Origin of the sequence: Ruegeria meonggei, from assembly GCF_900172215.1 — a bacterium.
Classification (GTDB): domain Bacteria; phylum Pseudomonadota; class Alphaproteobacteria; order Rhodobacterales; family Rhodobacteraceae; genus Ruegeria; species Ruegeria meonggei.
Map to the genome: position 1 here is coordinate 76,912 of NZ_FWFP01000001.1, position 19,039 is coordinate 95,950.

At 58.4% G+C, this 19,039-nt stretch carries 19 protein-coding genes and 1 tRNA gene; 12 read left to right on the top strand and 8 right to left on the bottom strand.

The window, feature by feature from the left end:
• The first annotated feature begins 34 nt into the window (after positions 1-34).
• A complete protein-coding gene (gene gltA / locus RUM8411_RS00365) occupies positions 35-1,330 on the top strand; it encodes a citrate synthase (protein ID WP_085820661.1) in 1,296 nt (431 codons plus the stop codon).
• A gap of 47 nt (positions 1,331-1,377) precedes the next feature.
• On the opposite strand, the gene RUM8411_RS00370 is transcribed toward gltA, so the two are convergent.
• On the bottom strand, positions 1,378-2,442 hold the full coding sequence (locus tag RUM8411_RS00370) for a PA0069 family radical SAM protein (protein WP_085820662.1): 1,065 nt from the start codon (positions 2,440-2,442) through the stop codon (positions 1,378-1,380).
• Between the two features lie 319 nt (positions 2,443-2,761).
• On the opposite strand from RUM8411_RS00370, the gene RUM8411_RS00375 reads away from it, so the two are divergent.
• Both RUM8411_RS00375 and RUM8411_RS00380 read left to right on the top strand, forming a co-directional pair.
• Positions 2,762-3,460: a cobalamin B12-binding domain-containing protein gene (locus RUM8411_RS00375; protein ID WP_085820663.1), complete on the top strand. Its 699-nt coding sequence runs from the start codon at positions 2,762-2,764 to the stop codon at positions 3,458-3,460.
• 117 nt (positions 3,461-3,577) lie between these two features.
• Positions 3,578-4,243 carry a DUF1638 domain-containing protein gene (locus RUM8411_RS00380; RefSeq protein WP_085820664.1) on the top strand — a complete coding sequence of 222 codons (666 nt, stop codon included), beginning with the start codon at positions 3,578-3,580 and terminating at the stop codon, positions 4,241-4,243.
• 9 nt (positions 4,244-4,252) lie between these two features.
• Here RUM8411_RS00380 and RUM8411_RS00385 read toward each other — a convergent pair whose 3' ends face one another.
• The gene (locus RUM8411_RS00385) at positions 4,253-4,663 is read right to left on the bottom strand and encodes a SufE family protein (protein WP_085820665.1); all 411 of its coding nucleotides are present in this window, start codon (positions 4,661-4,663) and stop codon (positions 4,253-4,255) included.
• A 139-nt stretch (positions 4,664-4,802) separates the two neighbouring features.
• Here RUM8411_RS00385 and RUM8411_RS00390 point away from each other — a divergent pair, with 139 nt between their 5' ends.
• Positions 4,803-5,327: a hypothetical protein gene (locus RUM8411_RS00390; RefSeq protein WP_085820666.1), complete on the top strand. Its 525-nt coding sequence runs from the start codon at positions 4,803-4,805 to the stop codon at positions 5,325-5,327.
• 6 nt (positions 5,328-5,333) lie between these two features.
• On the opposite strand, the gene rnd is transcribed toward RUM8411_RS00390, so the two are convergent.
• The 3 genes from rnd to purM all read right to left on the bottom strand — a co-directional run bounded on the left by rnd (position 5,334) and on the right by purM (position 8,247).
• On the bottom strand, positions 5,334-6,491 hold the full coding sequence (rnd, locus tag RUM8411_RS00395) for a ribonuclease D (protein WP_085820667.1): 1,158 nt from the start codon (positions 6,489-6,491) through the stop codon (positions 5,334-5,336).
• A gap of 116 nt (positions 6,492-6,607) precedes the next feature.
• A complete protein-coding gene (purN, locus tag RUM8411_RS00400) occupies positions 6,608-7,204 on the bottom strand; it encodes a phosphoribosylglycinamide formyltransferase (protein ID WP_085820668.1) in 597 nt (198 codons plus the stop codon).
• Positions 7,201-8,247, bottom strand: coding sequence for a phosphoribosylformylglycinamidine cyclo-ligase (purM, locus tag RUM8411_RS00405; RefSeq protein WP_085820669.1), 1,047 nt, complete (start codon positions 8,245-8,247; stop codon positions 7,201-7,203). Before purM ends, purN begins: the two co-directional genes overlap by 4 nt.
• Positions 8,248-8,354: 107 nt before the next feature.
• Here purM and RUM8411_RS00410 point away from each other — a divergent pair.
• The 7 genes from RUM8411_RS00410 (at position 8,355) to RUM8411_RS00440 (ending at position 14,858) form a co-directional block, all read left to right on the top strand.
• Positions 8,355-8,431, top strand: a tRNA-Ile gene (locus RUM8411_RS00410).
• Positions 8,432-8,556: 125 nt separating this feature from the next.
• A complete protein-coding gene (locus RUM8411_RS00415; protein ID WP_085820670.1) occupies positions 8,557-9,573 on the top strand; it encodes a GlxA family transcriptional regulator in 1,017 nt (338 codons plus the stop codon).
• A gap of 108 nt (positions 9,574-9,681) precedes the next feature.
• Positions 9,682-10,821 carry an aromatic ring-hydroxylating oxygenase subunit alpha gene (locus RUM8411_RS00420; protein ID WP_085820671.1) on the top strand — a complete coding sequence of 380 codons (1,140 nt, stop codon included), beginning with the start codon at positions 9,682-9,684 and terminating at the stop codon, positions 10,819-10,821.
• Positions 10,818-12,353, top strand: a complete 1,536-nt coding sequence (gene betC / locus RUM8411_RS00425) for a choline-sulfatase (protein ID WP_085820672.1) — start codon at positions 10,818-10,820, stop codon at positions 12,351-12,353. The genes RUM8411_RS00420 and betC overlap by 4 nt, the downstream gene beginning before the upstream one ends.
• Complete coding sequence (locus RUM8411_RS00430) at positions 12,350-13,144, top strand: SDR family NAD(P)-dependent oxidoreductase (protein ID WP_085820673.1); 795 nt, start codon at positions 12,350-12,352, stop codon at positions 13,142-13,144. Before betC ends, RUM8411_RS00430 begins: the two co-directional genes overlap by 4 nt.
• 47 nt (positions 13,145-13,191) lie before the next feature.
• Positions 13,192-13,932: an SDR family NAD(P)-dependent oxidoreductase gene (locus tag RUM8411_RS00435; protein WP_085820674.1), complete on the top strand. Its 741-nt coding sequence runs from the start codon at positions 13,192-13,194 to the stop codon at positions 13,930-13,932.
• The gene (locus RUM8411_RS00440) at positions 13,932-14,858 is read left to right on the top strand and encodes a 3-hydroxyacyl-CoA dehydrogenase NAD-binding domain-containing protein (protein ID WP_085820675.1); all 927 of its coding nucleotides are present in this window, start codon (positions 13,932-13,934) and stop codon (positions 14,856-14,858) included. The genes RUM8411_RS00435 and RUM8411_RS00440 overlap by 1 nt, the downstream gene beginning before the upstream one ends.
• A 9-nt stretch (positions 14,859-14,867) precedes the next feature.
• Here the strand turns inward: RUM8411_RS00440 and RUM8411_RS00445 are convergent, their stop codons facing one another.
• Both RUM8411_RS00445 and RUM8411_RS00450 read right to left on the bottom strand, forming a co-directional pair.
• On the bottom strand, positions 14,868-15,578 hold the full coding sequence (locus RUM8411_RS00445) for an aspartate/glutamate racemase family protein (RefSeq protein WP_085820676.1): 711 nt from the start codon (positions 15,576-15,578) through the stop codon (positions 14,868-14,870).
• Between the two features lie 3 nt (positions 15,579-15,581).
• Positions 15,582-16,280: a GntR family transcriptional regulator gene (locus tag RUM8411_RS00450; protein WP_085821061.1), complete on the bottom strand. Its 699-nt coding sequence runs from the start codon at positions 16,278-16,280 to the stop codon at positions 15,582-15,584.
• A 103-nt stretch (positions 16,281-16,383) separates the two neighbouring features.
• Here RUM8411_RS00450 and RUM8411_RS00455 point away from each other — a divergent pair, with 103 nt between their 5' ends.
• Positions 16,384-18,078: a thiamine pyrophosphate-binding protein gene (locus RUM8411_RS00455; RefSeq protein ID WP_085820677.1), complete on the top strand. Its 1,695-nt coding sequence runs from the start codon at positions 16,384-16,386 to the stop codon at positions 18,076-18,078.
• Here the strand turns inward: RUM8411_RS00455 and RUM8411_RS00460 are convergent.
• Positions 18,039-18,959 carry a LysR family transcriptional regulator gene (locus tag RUM8411_RS00460; protein WP_085820678.1) on the bottom strand — a complete coding sequence of 307 codons (921 nt, stop codon included), beginning with the start codon at positions 18,957-18,959 and terminating at the stop codon, positions 18,039-18,041. The genes RUM8411_RS00455 and RUM8411_RS00460 overlap by 40 nt on opposite strands.
• Between the last annotated feature and the right edge of the window lie 80 nt (positions 18,960-19,039).

Here is a 19,039-nt window from a genome sequence, read left to right on the forward strand (position 1 = left end):
CGATCCGCTTACGTATGAATGAGGAAGGGACACTATGACCGACAGCAACAAAACAGCCACTCTGACAGTCCATGGCGAAACATACGAGTTGCCGGTTCATTCTCCGACCGCCGGGCCAGACGTGATCGACATCCGCAAGCTTTATGGTCAGGCAGGCGTTTTCACTTACGATCCGGGATTTACGTCGACCGCCAGCTGCGACAGCACCATCACCTTTATCGATGGTGACAAGGGTGAGCTGCTGCACCGTGGCTATCCAATCGACCAACTGGCCGGGAAATCGCATTTTCTGGAAGTATGCTATCTGCTTTTGTACGGAGAGCTTCCGACCGCTGCCGTACTGGAAAAGTTCGAAACCACAATCACCCGCCACACAATGCTGCACGAACAGATGCAGTATTTCTACCGCGGGTTCCGCCGCGATGCGCATCCGATGGCCATCATGGTGGGCGTTGTGGGCGCTATGTCGGCGTTCTACCACGACTCGACCGATATTGCCGATCCGCATCAGCGCGAAGTCGCCTCGCACCGCCTGATCGCCAAAATGCCGACCATCGCGGCCTGGGCTTATAAGTACCACATCGGTCAGCCATTCGTGTATCCACGCAACGACCTGGACTATGCGTCGAACTTCCTGCGCATGTGCTTTGCTGTCCCCGCCGAGGATTATGAGGTCAACCCGATCCTCAGCCGTGCGATGGACCGTATCTTTACCCTGCATGCTGATCACGAGCAGAACGCCTCGACTTCGACCGTACGTCTGGCGTCGTCCTCGGGCGCGAACCCGTTTGCATGTATTGCGGCCGGTATTGCCTGTTTGTGGGGCCCGGCCCATGGTGGTGCCAACCAGGCGTGCCTTGAAATGCTTGAGGAAATTGGCTCGGTTGACCGTATTCCCGAGTATATCGACCGCGCCAAGGACAAGGCCGATCCTTTCCGCCTGATGGGCTTTGGCCACCGCGTTTACAAAAACTTTGACCCGCGCGCCAAAGTGATGAAGCAATCCGCGGACGAAGTTCTGGATCTGCTTGGAATCGAAGACAACCCGAAACTGCAGGTCGCCAAGGCGCTGGAAAAGCAAGCTTTGGAAGATCCGTATTTCGCCGAGAAGAAACTGTTCCCGAACGTCGATTTCTATTCGGGCATTATCCTCGAGGCGATGGGCTTTCCAACCTCGATGTTCACACCGATTTTCGCTCTGTCACGTACCGTTGGTTGGGTCAGCCAGTGGAAAGAAATGATTGCCGATCCTCAGAACAAGATCGGCCGTCCGCGCCAGCTGTACCTGGGCGAAACCACGCGCGACTATGTGGATATCGAAAAGCGTTAATCGCTGACGCACACACAAAGCCCCGAACGCAAGTTCGGGGCTTTGTGTCAGAACAGGGCCAGCTGATCGCCGACTTGCGCCGGTATTTGGAACAAATCACACCGCAAGGGCGGCGTGCGTGTGGCAAGACCCAGCCGCTTGACGGCCAGGGCAAAACGTTTGGCGATCAGCGCGGCGTATTCACCTTCACCGCGCATCCGGTGCCCCCAACGGGGGTCGTAATCCCTGCCCTCGTGCATTTCGCGCAGCTTTGACATGATCTTCTCAGCGCGGGCAGGCTCATGATCCCTCAGCCACTCCTGCCACAGCCCAGACACCTCGCGCGGCAGGCGCAGCATGATCCAGCTGGCCGCATCAGCCCCCGCATCCCTGCCCGCCTCAAGCAGGTTTTCCAGCTCATGATCCGTCAGCCCCGGCACCACCGGTGACGTCATGACCCGAACGGGCACGCCTGCTTCGCTCAGGCGCCGTATCATCGCCAGACGTCGTTTGGGTGACGGCGCGCGTGGTTCCATTCGGCGGGACAAATCCGCATCCAGCGTTGTCAGCGATATCCCGACACGTACCAGCCCGTCCCGGGCCATTGGAGCCAGAATATCCAGGTCCCTCTCGATCAGAGCGCCTTTGGTCACGATGCCCACGGGGTGCCGAAACTCGGACAATACCGACAGGCACGACCTTGTAATCCGGTGACTTTTCTCGATCGGTTGATACGGATCGGTATTGGTGCCCAACGCGATGGTAGCCAGCTTATAAGACTTGGACGACAGCTCTTTTCTTAGAACCTCGGCGGCGTTTGGGCGAGCAATCAACCGGGTTTCAAAATCCAGTCCGGCCGACAGCCCTAGATAGGCGTGGGTTGGACGGGCGAAACAATAAACGCATCCGTGCTCGCACCCGCGATAGGGATTGATCGAGCGATCAAACGGCAGGTCTGGTGAGCGGTTATAGCTAATCACACTGCGCGCGATTTCTTCGCTGATTTCGGTGCGCAACGGCGGCAGATCTTCGTCACCTTCCCACCCGTCGTCACAGTCAACGGTTTCGAACTGTTCGAACCGTCCGGCGGCGTTTGTGGCCACGCCCCGGCCCCGAATATTGGACGAAACCATCTATTTGTTCTCTCTTTGTTCTATTTGTGAGGTATAAAGCATCAAACCCGCGCCGACAAGAGGGCAGACACACTCGCGCTGATTCCAGTAATTTCAGAGACTTGTGCACGGTTTAAATCACGCCCAAACGGACCTTGGTGTGAACGAAACGCAGGATGATCTTGCAAAGAATTCTATCGAGAGACGCGAAAATCTGGCCTATAGGTCGGTCTCGAAACCGCCAAGGTCGCAATCGTCACAGTAAAACTGCGACGTTTTGGCCAAAACGAGAAAAATGCCACCACGGGCCTCAGGTCCGCACAGCTCAGGGAAACGCCCCATGTCTGAAGAAGAAGACATCGTCCTGTCCGAACTGAATGACGACGAACTTGTCGAACAGATGTTCGACGATCTTTATGACGGCCTGAAAGAAGAAATCGAAGAAGGTGTGAACATCCTGCTGGAACGCGGATGGACACCTTATGACATTCTGACCAAAGCATTGGTCGGTGGCATGACTATCGTGGGACATGATTTCCGCGACGGCATCCTGTTTGTACCCGAGGTTCTGCTGGCCGCCAACGCGATGAAGGGTGGCATGTTCATCCTCAAACCCTTGCTAGCCGAAACCGGCGCGCCCCGTGTGGGCAAGATGGTCATCGGCACCGTAAAGGGCGACATTCACGACATCGGCAAAAACCTTGTTTCGATGATGATGGAAGGCGCGGGTTTCGAAGTGGTTGACCTTGGCATCAACAACCCGGTCGAAAACTATCTAGAGGCGCTGGAAACCGAAAGCCCTGATATTCTGGGAATGTCGGCCCTTTTGACCACGACCATGCCATACATGAAAGTTGTCATCGATACGCTGACCGAGCAGGGTCTGCGCGAAGACTACATTGTTCTTGTCGGAGGCGCGCCGCTCAACGAAGAGTTCGGCAAGGCCATCGGTGCCGACGCCTATTGCCGCGACGCAGCCGTTGCTGTGGAAACCGCCAAGGATTTCATGTCGCGCAAGCACAACCAACTGGCCGGCTGATCGGACCCGAAAGACTGTTTGAGGGCCGTCCGGTTATGCGGGCGGCCCGATTTGTTTCTTTGGGCCAGAACGGTCAACCGTTCAAATTCCGTCGTACAAATTCCGAGGAGCACCCCAATGCAGCAGGATGAATTGCCAGACGATGCCAGCCTGACAAACAAAGGGTACCAGTCGACGGAACGGGGCCGCATCTTGCTGTTGGCCTGCGGCGCGCTGGCACGCGAAATTCTGGATTTGAAACGCCGCAATGGCTGGGATCACATGGAGCTGACCTGCCTGCCTGCAATCCTGCATATCCATCCCGACAAAATCACCCAGGCCGTGCAGGACGCGGTTGCGAAACACCAGGATGACTATGACCAGATCTTTGTCGTCTACGCCGATTGCGGCACAGGTGGCCTGCTGCAAACCGCCTGCGACGAGCTGGGCGTCGAGATGATCAAGGGCCCTCATTGTTATTCTTTTTTTGAGGGAAATCAGGTCTTTGAAGACCGCGGCGAAGATGAAATCACCTCTTTTTACCTGACCGATTTTCTGGCCCGTCAGTTCGATGCGTTTGTGTGGAAACCACTTGGTCTAGATCGTCACCCCGAGCTGCGGGATATGTATTTCGGCAATTACACTAAGGTGGTCTATCAGGCGCAGACAGACGACCCGAATCTGACGGCCCGCGCCCGTGAGTGTGCCGAGCGCATGGGGCTGGAATTCGAGCGCCGTTTCACCGGCTTTGGTGATCTTGAAACGACGCTGATGGATTGGGCCAACCGGGCACCGCCCGTTTAACCTGGTTAGTCAGACGTTTTCCTGCGCCACGTCGCGGATGCGCTCGATCATCGCCCGCAACCCGTTCGAACGTTGCGCGGAAAGATGATCGTTCAGACCCAGTCGCGCCAGCTCTCCGCCCGCATCCACCTTTGGCACGTCACCAACCGGAAGACCGTTATACAGGGACCGCAGCACTGCAATCAGACCGCGCACAATCAGTGCGTCGCTGTCACCATCAAACCGGAACGCGCCGTTTTCGACGATGGGATGCAGCCAGACCTGACTGGCACAGCCATGCACCTTTGTGGCCGGAACTTTCAGCGCGTCATTCAGCGGCTCCATCGCTTTGCCCTGTTCAATGACATGACGATACCGGTCTTCCCAGTCTTCCAGAAATTCGAAATCCTCGACGATTTCCTCAAAGGCAGGCGTTGCCATTTCGCGACGGTCCTTTTGTTGCGATCACAATTGTGACCTAAGCCGCCGATCTGTGCCTGTCCACCCCCCTGCGTGGCTTTTCAAACAGAGGAAATTGCGGTAACCCATTGCAGGAATTAATGCTCTGGACTTTGAGACCATGCTAAAACCTCTTTCGATTCTGATGGTCACCGCCTTGACCTTGTCTGCCTGCACCAGCTGGCGCGAGTCGCGGGTGAACCCGTCCAACTGGTTTGGCCCCAGCACACCATCGGTGGCCGAGACCTCGCCGGATGACGCCAACGCGCTTGTGCCGCAGGAAAAAGAAGGCTCGGGCCTGTTTGCCCGACCAGATCCAGAAGATACAAGCGTCGCAATCGCCAAAATTGATGAGCTGCGGTTGGATCCGACCCCTGGCGGGGCGATTGTCTATGTCAGTGGTACTGCGGCGCGCCAAGGGGCCTATAACGCCCAACTTGTGCGCGTCAACTCAGAAGAAAACCAGAAAAACGGCGTTCTGGAATACACGTTCAAGGTCAACTACCCGAACTATGCCACCAATCAGGGCACTGAGCGGTCCCGTATGGTGTCTGACGCAGCCAATGTGAGCCAGCAGGATTTGCAAGGCATCCGCCTTGTCCGGGTTGTCGGTCAGCAGAACACATTGGAGTCCCGGCGACGCTGATCTGGATTAGATCGCGACAACCTTGACCGTTTGGCCCTTTGCGGCCAGCGCAATCTTACCCTCACACAGTTTGAGAGCATCTTCGCCAAAGACTTCGAACCGCCAGCCTGACATGGCTGGCACATCCCGTTCACCCGCAGCGATCTGATCCAGTTCAGAGCTGGTTGCAATCAGCTTGGCAGCAACGCCCGAACTTTCGGTCTTGGACTTCAGCAAGACGCGCAGCAAATCCGACAGCGCCGGGTTGACCTTCAACTTGTCCCGGCTGTTGTCGACTTCGGGCATTTGATCCGCTGGGCAATTTACACCAGCCTTCACGGCAGCAAGAATACCTTCGGAAATGGCACCTTTGCGCGCCTCGCGCAGCAACAGCCGCGAGCCGCCTAGATCAGATGGCGATTTTGGCTTGGTCGAGGCGAGCTCGATCAGCGCGTCATCTTTAAAAACCCGACTGCGGGGAACATTGTTGTCCTGTGCGTAGCCTTCACGAAACTTTGCCAGTTCACGAACGACCGCCAGAAACTTGGCAGAGTTTGTCCGTGTCTTGACGCGTTTCCAGGCGTCTTCGGGCCGGATGTCATAGGTTGTGGGTCGGGTCAGAATGCGCAGCTCTTCCGAAACCCAGTGGCTACGCTGCGATTTCTTCAGTTCAGCAGCGAGGTATTCGTAGATCTGTCGCAGATGGGTCACGTCGGCCAACGCATAGGTCTTTTGTGCCTCGGACAGCGGGCGTCGTGACCAGTCGGTGAACCTCGAGGTCTTGTCGACACCCTGTTTGCAAATCTTACGCACCAGCGTTTCATAACCGACCTGCTCACCAAATCCGCAGACCATCGCCGCGACCTGTGTGTCAAACAGAGGGTTGGGAAACACGCCCGCCTCGACCCAGAAGATCTCGAGGTCCTGGCGCGCGGCATGGAATACCTTGACCACATCTTCATTGCCAAACAGCTCGTAAAGCGGGTCCAGCGACATGCCGTCGGCCAGCGGGTCGACCAGGACAGCACTGTCCTCATCGGTAGACGGGACTGCAATTTGCAGCAGACAGAGTTTTGAGTAATAGGTTCGTTCGCGCAGAAACTCGGTGTCTAAAGTGACATAGTCGTATTGCGCAGCGGCCTTGCAGAAGTCGGCCAGCTCTTGCGTCGTCGTGAGGGTTTTCATACGCGGTGCTATTCTTGCTCTTGTTCTTAGTATCTGCCCGTCAGTTCTTTGCCGTACCGAGCCGTAGTGCGAACCATAAGCTGAATGACAGGCATGTGTAAATCACCCTGAGGTGTTCAGGATAGCAACACCGGGTTACGGTCCCCACTGGCGTAACGGCGCAACACTGCCGGATAGAGCTTGTGCTCAAAAACCAGCACCCGCGCGGCCAGAGAAGCGGCCGTGTCACCAGCCTCAATCGCAAGCCGCGCCTGCCCCAAAATTGGGCCGTCATCCAGCTCGGCCGTGACTTCATGAACCGAACACCCATGCTCGGCATCCCCGGCCTCGATCGCCCGGGCATGGGTATTGAGGCCCTTGTATTTCGGCAACAGCGACGGGTGAATGTTCAGCATCCGCCCCTGAAAACGCGAGACAAAGTCGCCGGTCAGCACCCGCATGAACCCAGCCAGACAAACGATATCAGGCTGCGCCTGTTCCAACGGTTTTAGCAGTTCGGCCTCAAACGCGGCCCGGTCCCCGGCAAAGGGGCGATGATCCACGGCGGCTGTCGGAATGCCGCGATCTGCGGCCTTGACCAGCCCGCTCGCCTGCGGGTCGTTGGACAAAACCAGACAAGGGCGCGCCGGGTGGTTACCGGTCATGCTATCGACCAGCGACACCATGTTGGACCCGCCCCCCGAGATCAGGATGGCGACGCGCTTGTGACTCACAACAGCTTGCCTGAATAGGTCATACCGGCTGTGTCAGTGACAGTGCCGATCCGCGACACGGTCTCGCCCGCCTCGGCCAGCAACGTTGTCAGATCTTCAGCCCGGTCTGCTGCGCAAACAACGATCATGCCAAGCCCACAGTTGAACGTCTTCAGCATCTCGGATTCGGCAATACCACCGGTTTCGGCCATCCAACGAAAGACAGGAGGCAAGTCCCAGGCATTCAGGTCAACCTCAGCGCCCTGCCCCTCGGACAAGACGCGCGGCAGGTTTTCGGTCAATCCGCCACCGGTGATATGGGCCAACGCATGCACGCCCCCGGCTCGGATCGCCTGCAATGCCGATTTCACATAAAGCCGCGTGGGCGTCAGCAGCGCCTCACCCAACGAGCCGTCACTGAATGGCGATGCTGCGTCCCAACCCAGGCCCGATATCTCAACCAGTTTGCGCACCAGCGAATAGCCGTTGGAGTGCACCCCGTTCGAGGCCAGACCCAGCAGCACATCCCCCACCTGAACCTCGGCTGGCAAATGTGCGCCCCGTTCCATGGCCCCGACCGAGAACCCGGCCAGATCGAATTCTCCATCCGGGTACATGCCCGGCATTTCGGCGGTTTCTCCACCGATCAGCGCACAACCGGACTGCACGCAGCCCTCGGCAATACCTTCGATGATCCGCGCGGCCGTGTCGGTGTCCAGCTTGCCCGTGGCAAAGTAGTCGAGGAAGAACAGAGGCTCGGCCCCCTGACAGATCAGGTCGTTGACGCACATCGCCACCAGGTCGATGCCAACCCCGTCGACCACGCCGGTATCAATGGCGATCCTCAACTTGGTACCGACACCATCGGTCGCCCCCACAAGTATCGGGTCCTGATATCCAGCAGCTTTGAGGTCAAACAAAGCGCCAAACCCACCCAGACCGCTCATCACACCGGACCGGTTGGTTCGCTTGGCAGCGGGTTTGATCCGGTCGACCAAAGCGTTCCCCGCATCAATATCGACGCCTGCATCGGCATAGGTGATTCCGTTCTTGCCCGCTGTCATGGCCAACCTCTTTTGAATGGTTCCCGCGCGGGTTATTCGATTGTTGGACATGTTGCAACGGTCAGGCTTGACGCGGGCGTTCACCGTGATAGGCAAAGCGCTCAGGCGGGCCTGTAGCTCAATTGGTTAGAGCAGAGCGCTCATAACGCTTTGGTTGGGGGTTCGAGTCCCTCCGGGCCTACCAGAAGTCCACTATTACTGGACAATCCACGCCTTCCCGCGCCAACACAGTGTTCAACCGCAAACTTGTGTGTCAACCCAATTTGACTTTTCTCTGAAACACAGAGGTCTTAGCTAAGGTCAGAAGGCATGGTCAACAAACCCGACACTGTTACCCATCTTGCAATCATCGTAGCGCCCAGTTTCAATATGGCGGCCACGATGGGTTTCATCGATCCGTTTCGCGCGGCCAATTATCTGGACGGAAAATCATATTTCAGCTGGACGTTTATGTCCGAGGTCGGTGGTTTCTGTGTCTCTAGTAACGGTGCTGGAATCAACACCGTGGCACTGGCCGAACTTGAACCAACCAGACCTGACATCGCGGTGGTGTCGACCAGTTGGACACCCGAACGGCACATGACCGAAGGGGTGGGCAACGCCTTGCGGCAATGGGCCCGCGCTGGCGCAACGCTGGGCGCTTTGGACACTGGCGCGTTTGTTCTGGCGCAAGCCGGGCTGCTGACCGGTCGGCACGCAACCGTGCATTACGAGCATATCGACGCATTTCAAGAGCTGTACCCTGATGTGGAGGTGATCGAAAACCTCTACGCGTTGGACGGGAATCGCATCACCTGTTGTGGTGGCGGGGCGTCGGTGGATTTCGCGCTGCAGATCCTGCAGGGCATCCACGGCAGCGCGCTGGCAAATGCGGCCGCGCGCTATATCTTTCACGACCGGCTGCGCGGTCCTGCCGCCATGCAACACCCCGAGGGCAGTGAGCCGTTGGGAGCTGTCGTGCCGGCCACCCTTAAAACGGCCATCCAGGTGATGGAGTTGCATCTGGAAGACCCCCTGCCTATCCCCGATATCTGCAAACAGGCGGGCGTATCGCATCGCCAGCTTGACCGGCTGTTTGCGACATTCATCAAGAAGACACCTGCGCTTTACTATCGGGACATTCGATTGGATCGGGCCCGCGGGCTGGTCACCCAGACCGAGCTGCCCATAGCACAAGTCGCGGTAGCATCAGGGTTTGCCAGTCAGGTCCATTTCAGCCGCTCCTACAAGGAAAGATTCGGCCTTACACCCAGCCGGGACCGGATCGAAGGCCGGGTTCCCTTTGAATACCGGGCGTGGCCCATGCACCGCAAACCAAAAGCATGACTCTGCCACATGGCGCTTTTGGTTTAGCTGATGGCGTAAAAAGTTAAGCGCAGAGCTGCGTTTCGACGCACACTGCTCTAAGCAAGCCAGTCATAGTTGGAGCCCTTCATGAGCGCGCTGCCGTCCAAAGAACAATTCGACCGGATTTCCGACGGGTTCAGCACCGACCCGTTCAACACACACTCGTTAAAAGCCGAGGCCTATGTCGATCCCGCATGGCATCAGGTTGATCTGAACGAAATCCTGGCTAAGACCTGGCAATGGGTGTGCCACGTGGAAAAGCTGCGGTCGCCCGGGTCTTATGTAACGGTCGACATCGCCGGCAGTCCGATCGCCGTGGTGCGCGACCGCGAAGGCAGATTGCGCGCGTTCTATAACGTCTGCAAACACCGTGCCCATCAGCTGCTGACTGGTGCCGGCGAAACAACCCGCATCATGTGCCCCTATCACGCCTGGGTCTACAAGCTGGACGGCCAGTTGGTACGAGCCCCCGAAACGGAAAACCTGGACAACTTCAACACCAAGGAAATCTGCCTCGACCAGGTTCAGGTCGAAGAATTCGCGGGGTTCATTTACGTCAATCTCGATTCCAAGGCACAGCCTTTGCACGCGGTGTCCGGCAACCTGAAGGCCGAGATCCAACACTGGGCCCCGGATATCGAAAACCTGACTTTCGGTCACCGCCTTACCTATGACATCAAGTCAAACTGGAAGAACGTCGTCGACAATTTTCTGGAGTGCTACCACTGCCCGACCGCACATAAGGATTTCTGCGATCTGGTCGACATGGACACCTACAAAGTGACCACATACGGCATCTACTCCAGCCACATGGCCGAGGCGGGCAATGGCGCAAACACTGCTTACGACGTCTCGAACGCCTCGGTGCGCACCCATGCGGTGTGGTGGCTTTGGCCGACGACCTGTCTGATGCGCTATCCGGGCCGGTCTTCGATGATCGTGCTGAACGTGATCCCCATCGGTCCGGACCGGACGTTGGAGACCTATGATTTCTATCTTGAAACTCCCGAGCCTGACGCCGCAGAACTGGAAGCAATCCGCTATCTGGACGAGATACTGCAGCGCGAGGATATCGACATTGTCGAAAGCGTTCAGCGCGGCATGAGCACGCCCGCCTTTACCCAGGGGCGGATTGTGCACGACCCCAACGGCTCGGGCAAATCGGAACACGCAGTGCATCATTTCCACGGGCTGGTGCTGGACGCCTATGCAAAGGCCGCGCCTTGAATCGGCCCAATATTGTTGTGGTTATGGCCGACCAATTGGCACCCCATTTTTGCGGGACATACGGCCATCCAACCGTGAAGACACCCAATATAGATGCGCTGGCGGCGCGCGGAATGCGGTTTGATGCAGCCTATTGCAACTCACCCCTGTGCGCCCCGTCGCGCTTTGCATTCATGTCGGGGCAATTGATCAGTCGCATTGCCGCCTATGACAACGCCAGTGAGTTCCGAGCTTCGGTGCCGACCTTCGCGCATTACCTGAAAGCATTGGGGTATCGCACCTGTCTGTCGGGCAAGATGCACTTTGTCGGCCCTGATCAGAAACACGGCTTTCAGGACCGCGTGACCACCGACATCTACCCCGCCGATTTCGCCTGGACCCCGGATTGGGAGGCCCCGGATGAGCGGATCGACAAGTGGTATCACAACATGCAAACGGTCAAGGAAAGCGGCGAGGCTGTCGCGACTTTTCAGACCGACTATGATGACGAGGTCGAATTTGCCGCCCGCCGCTGGCTGATCGACCGGGGCCGCGACCGGGCTGCGGGGGATGCCGCGCCGTTCTGTCTGGTGGCCAGCTTTATCCATCCGCATGATCCCTATGTGGCCAAGCCCGAATGGTGGAACCTCTACTCCGATGCGGACGTGCCGATGCCGGAATTCCCCCTGAGGCCCGAACAACAAGACCCGTTCTCGCGCCGGGTGATGGACGGGATTGAGGCCAGCTATGTTCCTTTGACCGAACAGGAAATCCGCCGTGCCCGCCGCGCATATCTGGCCAATGTCAGCTATTTCGACAGCAAGCTGGGTGCGATGGTCAAGGCGCTGGTGGAGATCGGAGAGCTGGACAACACACTCGTCATCCTTACCGCCGATCATGGCGATATGCTGGGCGAGCGCGGGCTGTGGTACAAGATGAACTTTTTCGAACACTCTGCCCGTGTGCCCTTGATCATGGCTGGTCCGGGTGTGGTCTCGGGCACTGCCCCCAACGCCTGTTCCCTTGTCGATCTGCTGCCGACCTTCGTGGATGCAGCCGGAGGCACAGACGACCTGTTTGGAGAGCCCGTGGATGGCCGGTCACTGATGCCCCTGGCACGCGGAGAACTCGATCCGGTGGACGAAGCCATCGGTGAATACTGCGCCGAAATGACACCCTACCCCGTTTTCATGATCCGGCGTGGGTCGTTGAAATACATCCACTGCGACCCCGATCCGCCACAGCTGTATGACCTGTCGGATGATCCGCTGGAAAAGGTCAATCTCGCCCTCGACCCGGCCTATGCCGAGCAAGCCGCAGGGTTTGCGGCTGAGGTCGCACAAAGATGGGACAGTGAAACCCTGCGCGCCGATGTCATCGCAACTCAGAAATCCCGGCGCGCTTTACATGCCGCGATGGAGGCCGGGGCTGGCGAGCCCTGGGACTATACACCGCCCCGGGACGCCACGCAGGAATACGTGCGCAACCACATGGACTGGACCGTCGCCGCGACCCGCTATCGCTATCCGCCGCTGAAGAAGGAAACCGAATGATGTTGCAAGGAAAAACCGCGCTGGTCACGGGTGGGCGCGGTGGGATCGGACGGGCAATCGTGGCCCGCTTTTTGCGCGAAGGCGCACGGGTTTATGCCGCTGATCTGACACCGCACGGATCTTTGGCGGCCCATGACGACGACGGCAGTCACTTTGTCAAACTGGATGTCACCCAAGAGGTGGATGCCGTAGCAGCAATGGCGCAGGTCAACGCAGATGCTGGTCAGTTGGATATCCTGGTGAACGCCGCCGGGATCGAGATTGAGAAGACCATCGAAGAGACCTCGCTTGAGGAATGGAACCTTTCGTTTGCCGTAAATGTGACTGGCACGTTCCTGACCTCGAAACATGCATTGCCGCTGATGCGCAAGGCCGCACGTGCGGGAACCACCGCCTCGATCATCAACTTCGGCAGCTATGACGGGTTTATCGCCGATCCCGGCCTTGCGGCCTATTGCGCCACCAAGGGTGCGGTGCATGCGTTGACGCGGGCAATGGCCTGCGACCATGGACCCGAAGGCATCCGCGTCAACGCGATCTGTCCGGGCTATGTCGATACCCCGATGTTGCAGAGCTTTTTCACCGGTGAGGGGTCAGGTGCAGCCGGTAAATCCATCGATCAACTGCAGCAAGCTGTCCGCGATGTTCACCCGATGCGCACCTTTGGCACGCCCGAAGACATCGCCAATCTGGTCAACTGGCTGGCCTCGGATGAGGCACGCTATGCCAGCGGCCAGCTATGGGTTCTGGACGGAGGTCTGAGCGCGCAGGTTCAGCAGATGAAGCTATAAGCAAACCTGCCATTATCACCTATGCGAATTGGATTGGAGGTTCACTGATGCGGCTGGCTGGAAAAAGAGCGTTGGTTACGGGTGGTCGCCAAGGGATCGGCCGCGCAATCGCCGAGTCCTTTGCGAATGAGGGTGCGACTGTCACAATCTGCGGCCGCGGACCCAGGCCAGAGGACCTGCCCGCGCAATTTATCTGGTACACTCTGGACGTGACAAATGCGGACGCGGTCAATGAGCTGGCATCGACCACAGACGGTACGGATATTTTGGTGAACAACGCCGGTGTACAGGTCGAAAAGACTGTCACCGAAAGCGTGGACGCGGATTGGGATGCGGTGATCGGCACCAATTGCCGGGGGGTCTTCAACCTCTGCCGCGCCTTTATTCCGCGAATGCCCGGGGGCGGATCGATCATCAATATCGGGTCGATTTCGGGCACCGCCGCAGACCCGTCGATGGCGCTCTATAATGCGTCCAAAGCCTTTGTGCACGGGCTGACGCGATCAATCGCCGTTGATCACGGCCCCAAAATCCGTTGCAACGCGATTTGTCCGGGCTGGATCGAAACAGGTATGCTGGACGCCGCGTTTGAACTTGCGGACAACCCCACTGCCGCACGGCGGGATGCCCTGAACCGCCACGCCACGCGCCGGTTTGGCAAGCCCGAAGATATCGCCAGCATGGCAGTTTGGCTGGCCTCAGATGAGGCCGGTTTTGCAACCGGGCAGTTGTTCACTGTGGATGGTGGTATGACCGCGGCCTCGCCTCTCAATCCGGGACTGTTCTGATGGAATTTCAGCACACAGCCTGCCTAGGCGGCGGCGTGATTGGGGCCAGCTGGGCGGCGCTGTTTCTGGCCTCGGGACGTTCGGTGGCGCTGTTTGATCCAGACCCGGAAGTGGAACGCAAAGTACGTAGCTACATCGACACCGCCTGGCCCGCGATGACCGAGCTGGGGTTGACCCGCAATGGCGCACCTGACGCGATCACATTCCACACCAGCGCAGCCAGCGCGGTTGAAGGCGCTGCTTTTGTGCAGGAAAACGTCCCCGAGCGGCTGCCCATCAAACACGCAACTTTCGCGCAAATCGAACCTGCCCTTGCACCGGATGCCATCGTCGCCAGTTCAGCCTCTGGCCTGACACTCAGCCAGATGCAGCCCGGATGGACCGATCCGTCCCGCTTTGTACTTGGGCATCCCTTCAACCCTCCGCACTTGATCCCCCTGGTCGAGGTTCTGGGAAATGAACAAACCGAAGATGGGGTGGTCGCAGCCGCGCAACGGTTCTACAAGGCCGTCGGTAAAACCACGATCCGTGTCCAAAAAGAAGTGCCCGGCCATGTCGCCAACCGCCTTCAGGCCGCGATCTGGCGCGAGGCGGTTAGCCTTATCATGTCCGGCGTTGCCTCGGTCGAGGATGTGGACAAGGCCGTATGGGCAGGTCCTGGCCTGCGCTGGGCGGCAATGGGACCGACCATGCTGTTCAACCTCGGTGCCGGAGAAGGCGGGTTGCAGGCGTTCTGCGATCACTTCACCGAGACATTCAATGGCTGGTGGGACGATCTGGGGCAGGTTCACCTGACCGACGAAGTCACGCAGACCCTGGTTCAAGGCGTTAAATCCGAAGCAGGCGGCATGTCCACTGCCGAGTTGGCGCAAACGCGCGACGCGCTGATTGTGGCGATGCAGAAATCGATGTCAGGCCTGCGCTAGCCCTGCCCATTAAAACTCGGGCGGCCTGAGCCCGGCCTGAAACCAGCTGACCAGAGAGACGATGGAATAGACCGGCAGGTCGGTCGCCTTTTGAATGTCGGCAGCATAGGGGCACATATTCGTGCACTCCAACACCAGCGCGCCCAGTTCAGGGTGGTTTTGTTTCATCGCCAGCGCGGCCTCGACATTGTCGGCGCGAGCCTTTTCAATATCCAGCACCAGTTCGTTGCCCAGAATCGCCCGCGTGAATTCCTGTCCGCCTTCGGTCGATCCGATGGGCGTCCCATCTGGTACCAGAGCGCTGCGCAAATGCTCGGTGGTGAGGGTTGAGGCTGAGATCGTCAACACCCCGGCGCGTTTGCCTGTGGGCAACAGCCGATTCACCATCTCGACCTGCATCAGGGATGAGGTGACAACGGGCACCGGAACCGCCTCGGACAGTTCCTTTTGGAAGAGGGACAGAAACCCGCAATTTGTGGTGATACCGTCCACCCCGTCTTCGACCAGACCACGCGCTGCGTCCACAAAGGCATCCAGCAAACCCTCGGCCCTGCGTCGCACGACCAGATCGGGCGAGGCGTTCCGCACGATGCGGTAATGCACCGGGAACGGCCATGTCAGCGCGTTGCCCATGTCACCCGGAATACGGGGAAACCGGGCATCCAGCATCAGTATCCCAACCGACGCGCCGTATATCGATTTTCCACCAGTCGCGATCATTCCTCAGGCCTTTTCAATGATGCGGGCCGAGATGTCTTCAGACCCTTCCATATAGATGTTCGAGATACCATGACGCACAGCGTCCTGGACCTGATCCATCCGTTTGGCAATATGTCGGCTCAGAACCTCTGCCGCGCTGTTCTCGTCGCGCTCCAGCAACGCTTGCATGACTCGTTTATGTTCGTCTTTCGACCGCTGCACCCGGTCCAGGCTCATGGAAATCCAACGGATGTACCGGATACGTTCGTTGATGCGGCACAGCGTTTCAAACAGTTCCGAGTTGCCCGACAGGCGGGCGATGCCCAGGTGGAACGCTTCATCCCGATTCACCGCCTCTTCTACGGTAAGACCGGTGATATCAATTCCGGTGGCGTAAAGCTCATCCTGCATGGCCTGCAATTCGTCATCGGTTGCCGTGGCGCAAGCTGACCGCACAGCGGCAACTTCGATAATCTGGCGCAGCTCGAACAGGTCGAACACACTTTTGGCGTCCAAAGCGCGGCAGAAAAACCCCTGCCCTGGGCGGAAATCAAACATCTTTTCGGCTACCAACCGGTTCAGCGCCTCGCGCAGCGGCGTGCGGCTGACGCCAAGCTCTTTCGACAGCGCAACCTCGTTCAGGCGATCGCCGGGGCGTAGGCGAAACGAAACCGCCATCTCTTTGACGCGCTCATAAATGTCATCAACCCGTGGACCCGCCATAACACCGCCTTTTGTCTTTCCGCACAGCTGCCACAGGTGGGGCTTGAAATCAATATACAAAACTGTATACAGCTCTGAACACAATTTGAAAGCGAGGCAAAAGATGTCGGGAACAAATTATCTGACCGGAGCCGAGGCGATGGTGCACATGCTGAACGCGCATGGTGTGAAACACATGTTTGGCCTGTGCGGGGATACGACACTGCCCTTTTATGACGCGTTGGCGCAGATGGATCATGGGATCGAACATATCCTGACCCGCGACGAACGGCATGCAGCCTATATGGCCGACGGCTATGCCCGTGTGACCGGCAAGCCCGGCGTGTGCGAGGGCCCGTCTGGCGGCGGCGCGACATACATCCTGCCCGGTGTGATCGAGGCCAATGAAAGCTCGGTCCCGATCCTGGCCATCACTTCTGATGTGGCGACCACCAGCCGGGGAAAATACCCGCTGACCGAGCTGGATCAGGAAGCTCTGTTCAGGCCGTTGTCCAAGTGGAACGCCTCATTAGATGATGCAACCCGCCTGCCCGCCATGGTGCGGGCTGCCTTTCGGGCGATGACCACAGGCACCCCTGGCGCGACACATCTGGCCTTGCCGTTTGACACACAGAAAGCACAGGTGGACGAGGCCGAAATTTGGGCCGACGCAAGGCACCAAACCTATCCCGCAGAACGCGCGGCCCCGGATCAAGCCGCAATTGAAACTGCGGCCGACATTCTGGCCGGGGCGAGCTCAGCCGTGGCGATCTGCGGCGGAGGTCCGGTTCTGTCAGGCGCAACGGATGCGTTGCACAATTTGGCCGCGCTGCTGGATATGCCGGTGGCGACAACTGTGTCTGGTCAGGGATCGATTGCGGAAAGAGACGCACTGGCTTTGGGCGTCGTGGGATCGAATGGCGGGGTCCCGGCAACGCGCTCGGTTGTGGACGCGGCAGATGTTGTTCTGTTCATCGGATGCCGCGCCGGATCGGTTACCACCGAACGTTGGCGCAGTCCGACACGCGACGTCACCGTGATCCATATCGACAGCGATCCGATGGTCATCGGCGCCAACTATCAAACCGAGGTGGCTATCTGCGCTGATGCGCGGCTGGCGCTTGAGGCGTTGGTGAACACACTCGGCGAACGGGGTGACCTGCCTGCCCAGGGCGGCGCGGCCAAGGCGAAAACCGCGTGGGACGCCAAACTGGCGGCCTATGCCCCACTGGCCGCCAGCCGTGAAGCGCCGATCCGGCCCGAGGCCGTCATGGCCTCTCTCATGGATATTCTGGACGACGACGCCATTGTGGTAGCTGATCCGGGCACCCCCTGCCCCTATTTCAGCGCGCACTACCGCTGGCAAAAGCCGGGACGGCATTTCATTACCAATCGGGCCCATGGCGCGCTTGGCTATGCGCTGGGTGCTGCGATGGGCGCACATGTCGGTCGCCCTTCGGTCAAGACATTGGCGGTGATGGGTGACGGATCTTTTGGCTTTGCCTGTGGCGAGTTTGAGACCATGGTTCGGCACAACATGCCGATCACGTCAATCGTGTTCTCGAACGCCGTGTTCGGCTGGATCAAGGCCGGTCAGGATGCCGGGTTCGGGCAGCGATATTACAATGTCGATTTCAATCGAACGGACCACGCGGCCGTCGCCTCGGCCTTTGGCGTCAAATCATGGACGGTCAAGGACCCTGACGATTTGCGCCGTGTCCTGAAAGAAGCCATCGAACATGATGGTCCCACCCTGGTGGACATCCACTCGCAACCCCTTCACGAAGCAGCCGCGCCTGTGTCCGAGTGGGTGGCGTAGGACGCGATTGAAGGTGTCAGCTGGGCCAGAAACTCTTGTGCGATTGCAGATAGTGGACGCCCCTTGGCGGTGATGATGGCCAGATCCAGCATAACCGCAGGCCGGAACGGGCGGGTTTGATAGCCGCCTTCCGCGTCAAACGTCACGGTAAATGGGTCGATCACTGCAACGCCCATGCCCTGTTTGACAAAGCTCAGCAAATTTTCGGACAGGTGCGTGTGAATCTTGGTCCGCCACGTGCGACCCTCCGCCTGAAATATATCGCGGGTTCGGCGATGGGTCTGATGTTCCGGGCCCATGACGATAAAGGGCTCATCCTCCAGCAATTCCGCGGTCAGGACATCGTATTGGGTTAAGGGGCTGCCTTCGGGAAATGTGGCCAGCGTTTCGAAATGGAATTCCTGATAGTTGAGCGTGTCGTGCAGGATCGGCATCTCAACAACCCCCACCTCGAACAGGCCCGAAATCACCCATTCCTGAATTTTTGACGAATATTGCGATTGAAAACTAACCGACAGGTTGGGCCGGCTGGCAGCGAACCGGGCGATTTCCTGTGGCATAAAGCCAAAAGACAGCAGATGCGGGGCCGCCACCTGCAACTGACCGGGATGCTTGTTCTGCAAATCGGTCACCGCCTGTGCCACGTGGTCTAGCCCGCGAACAACAGTGTCTACTTCACGAAACAGCAGCTCGGCTTCGGGGGTTGGTAACAGCCTGCCTTTGTTACGCTCAAACAGCGGCAGGCGGGCTTCGCGCTCCAATTGGGCCAGAAGGTTGCTGATCCCCGGCTGCGAAATCCCCAGAACCGAGGCCGCACCCGTCACCGTTCCAGTCTCCATGATCGCATGAAACGCCTGCAATTGCCGAAACCGAAGAGACATTGGCCTAACTCATCATTTTTTCTGATGATCTTGCCATAACATAGTATTTGAAATGATACACTTGCCACGGCACGGTTCTT

What these genes read in the sequence shown, in the direction of transcription:
- RUM8411_RS00450 (WP_085821061.1), bottom strand. Translation starts at nt 16,280, where the DNA reads ATGGCGGGTCCACGGGTTGATGACATTTATGAGCGCGTCAAAGAGATG.
- RUM8411_RS00420 (WP_085820671.1), top strand. Translation starts at nt 9,682, where the DNA reads ATGAGCGCGCTGCCGTCCAAAGAACAATTCGACCGGATTTCCGACGGG.
- RUM8411_RS00445 (WP_085820676.1), bottom strand. Translation starts at nt 15,578, where the DNA reads ATGATCGCGACTGGTGGAAAATCGATATACGGCGCGTCGGTTGGGATA.
- purM (WP_085820669.1), bottom strand. Translation starts at nt 8,247, where the DNA reads ATGACAGCGGGCAAGAACGGAATCACCTATGCCGATGCAGGCGTCGAT.
- RUM8411_RS00415 (WP_085820670.1), top strand. Translation starts at nt 8,557, where the DNA reads ATGGTCAACAAACCCGACACTGTTACCCATCTTGCAATCATCGTAGCG.
- gltA (WP_085820661.1), top strand. Translation starts at nt 35, where the DNA reads ATGACCGACAGCAACAAAACAGCCACTCTGACAGTCCATGGCGAAACA.
- RUM8411_RS00390 (WP_085820666.1), top strand. Translation starts at nt 4,803, where the DNA reads ATGCTAAAACCTCTTTCGATTCTGATGGTCACCGCCTTGACCTTGTCT.
- RUM8411_RS00435 (WP_085820674.1), top strand. Translation starts at nt 13,192, where the DNA reads ATGCGGCTGGCTGGAAAAAGAGCGTTGGTTACGGGTGGTCGCCAAGGG.
- RUM8411_RS00440 (WP_085820675.1), top strand. Translation starts at nt 13,932, where the DNA reads ATGGAATTTCAGCACACAGCCTGCCTAGGCGGCGGCGTGATTGGGGCC.
- RUM8411_RS00375 (WP_085820663.1), top strand. Translation starts at nt 2,762, where the DNA reads ATGTCTGAAGAAGAAGACATCGTCCTGTCCGAACTGAATGACGACGAA.
- rnd (WP_085820667.1), bottom strand. Translation starts at nt 6,491, where the DNA reads ATGAAAACCCTCACGACGACGCAAGAGCTGGCCGACTTCTGCAAGGCC.
- RUM8411_RS00385 (WP_085820665.1), bottom strand. Translation starts at nt 4,663, where the DNA reads ATGGCAACGCCTGCCTTTGAGGAAATCGTCGAGGATTTCGAATTTCTG.
- RUM8411_RS00370 (WP_085820662.1), bottom strand. Translation starts at nt 2,442, where the DNA reads ATGGTTTCGTCCAATATTCGGGGCCGGGGCGTGGCCACAAACGCCGCC.
- RUM8411_RS00380 (WP_085820664.1), top strand. Translation starts at nt 3,578, where the DNA reads ATGCAGCAGGATGAATTGCCAGACGATGCCAGCCTGACAAACAAAGGG.
- RUM8411_RS00460 (WP_085820678.1), bottom strand. Translation starts at nt 18,959, where the DNA reads ATGTCTCTTCGGTTTCGGCAATTGCAGGCGTTTCATGCGATCATGGAG.
- RUM8411_RS00455 (WP_085820677.1), top strand. Translation starts at nt 16,384, where the DNA reads ATGTCGGGAACAAATTATCTGACCGGAGCCGAGGCGATGGTGCACATG.
- RUM8411_RS00430 (WP_085820673.1), top strand. Translation starts at nt 12,350, where the DNA reads ATGATGTTGCAAGGAAAAACCGCGCTGGTCACGGGTGGGCGCGGTGGG.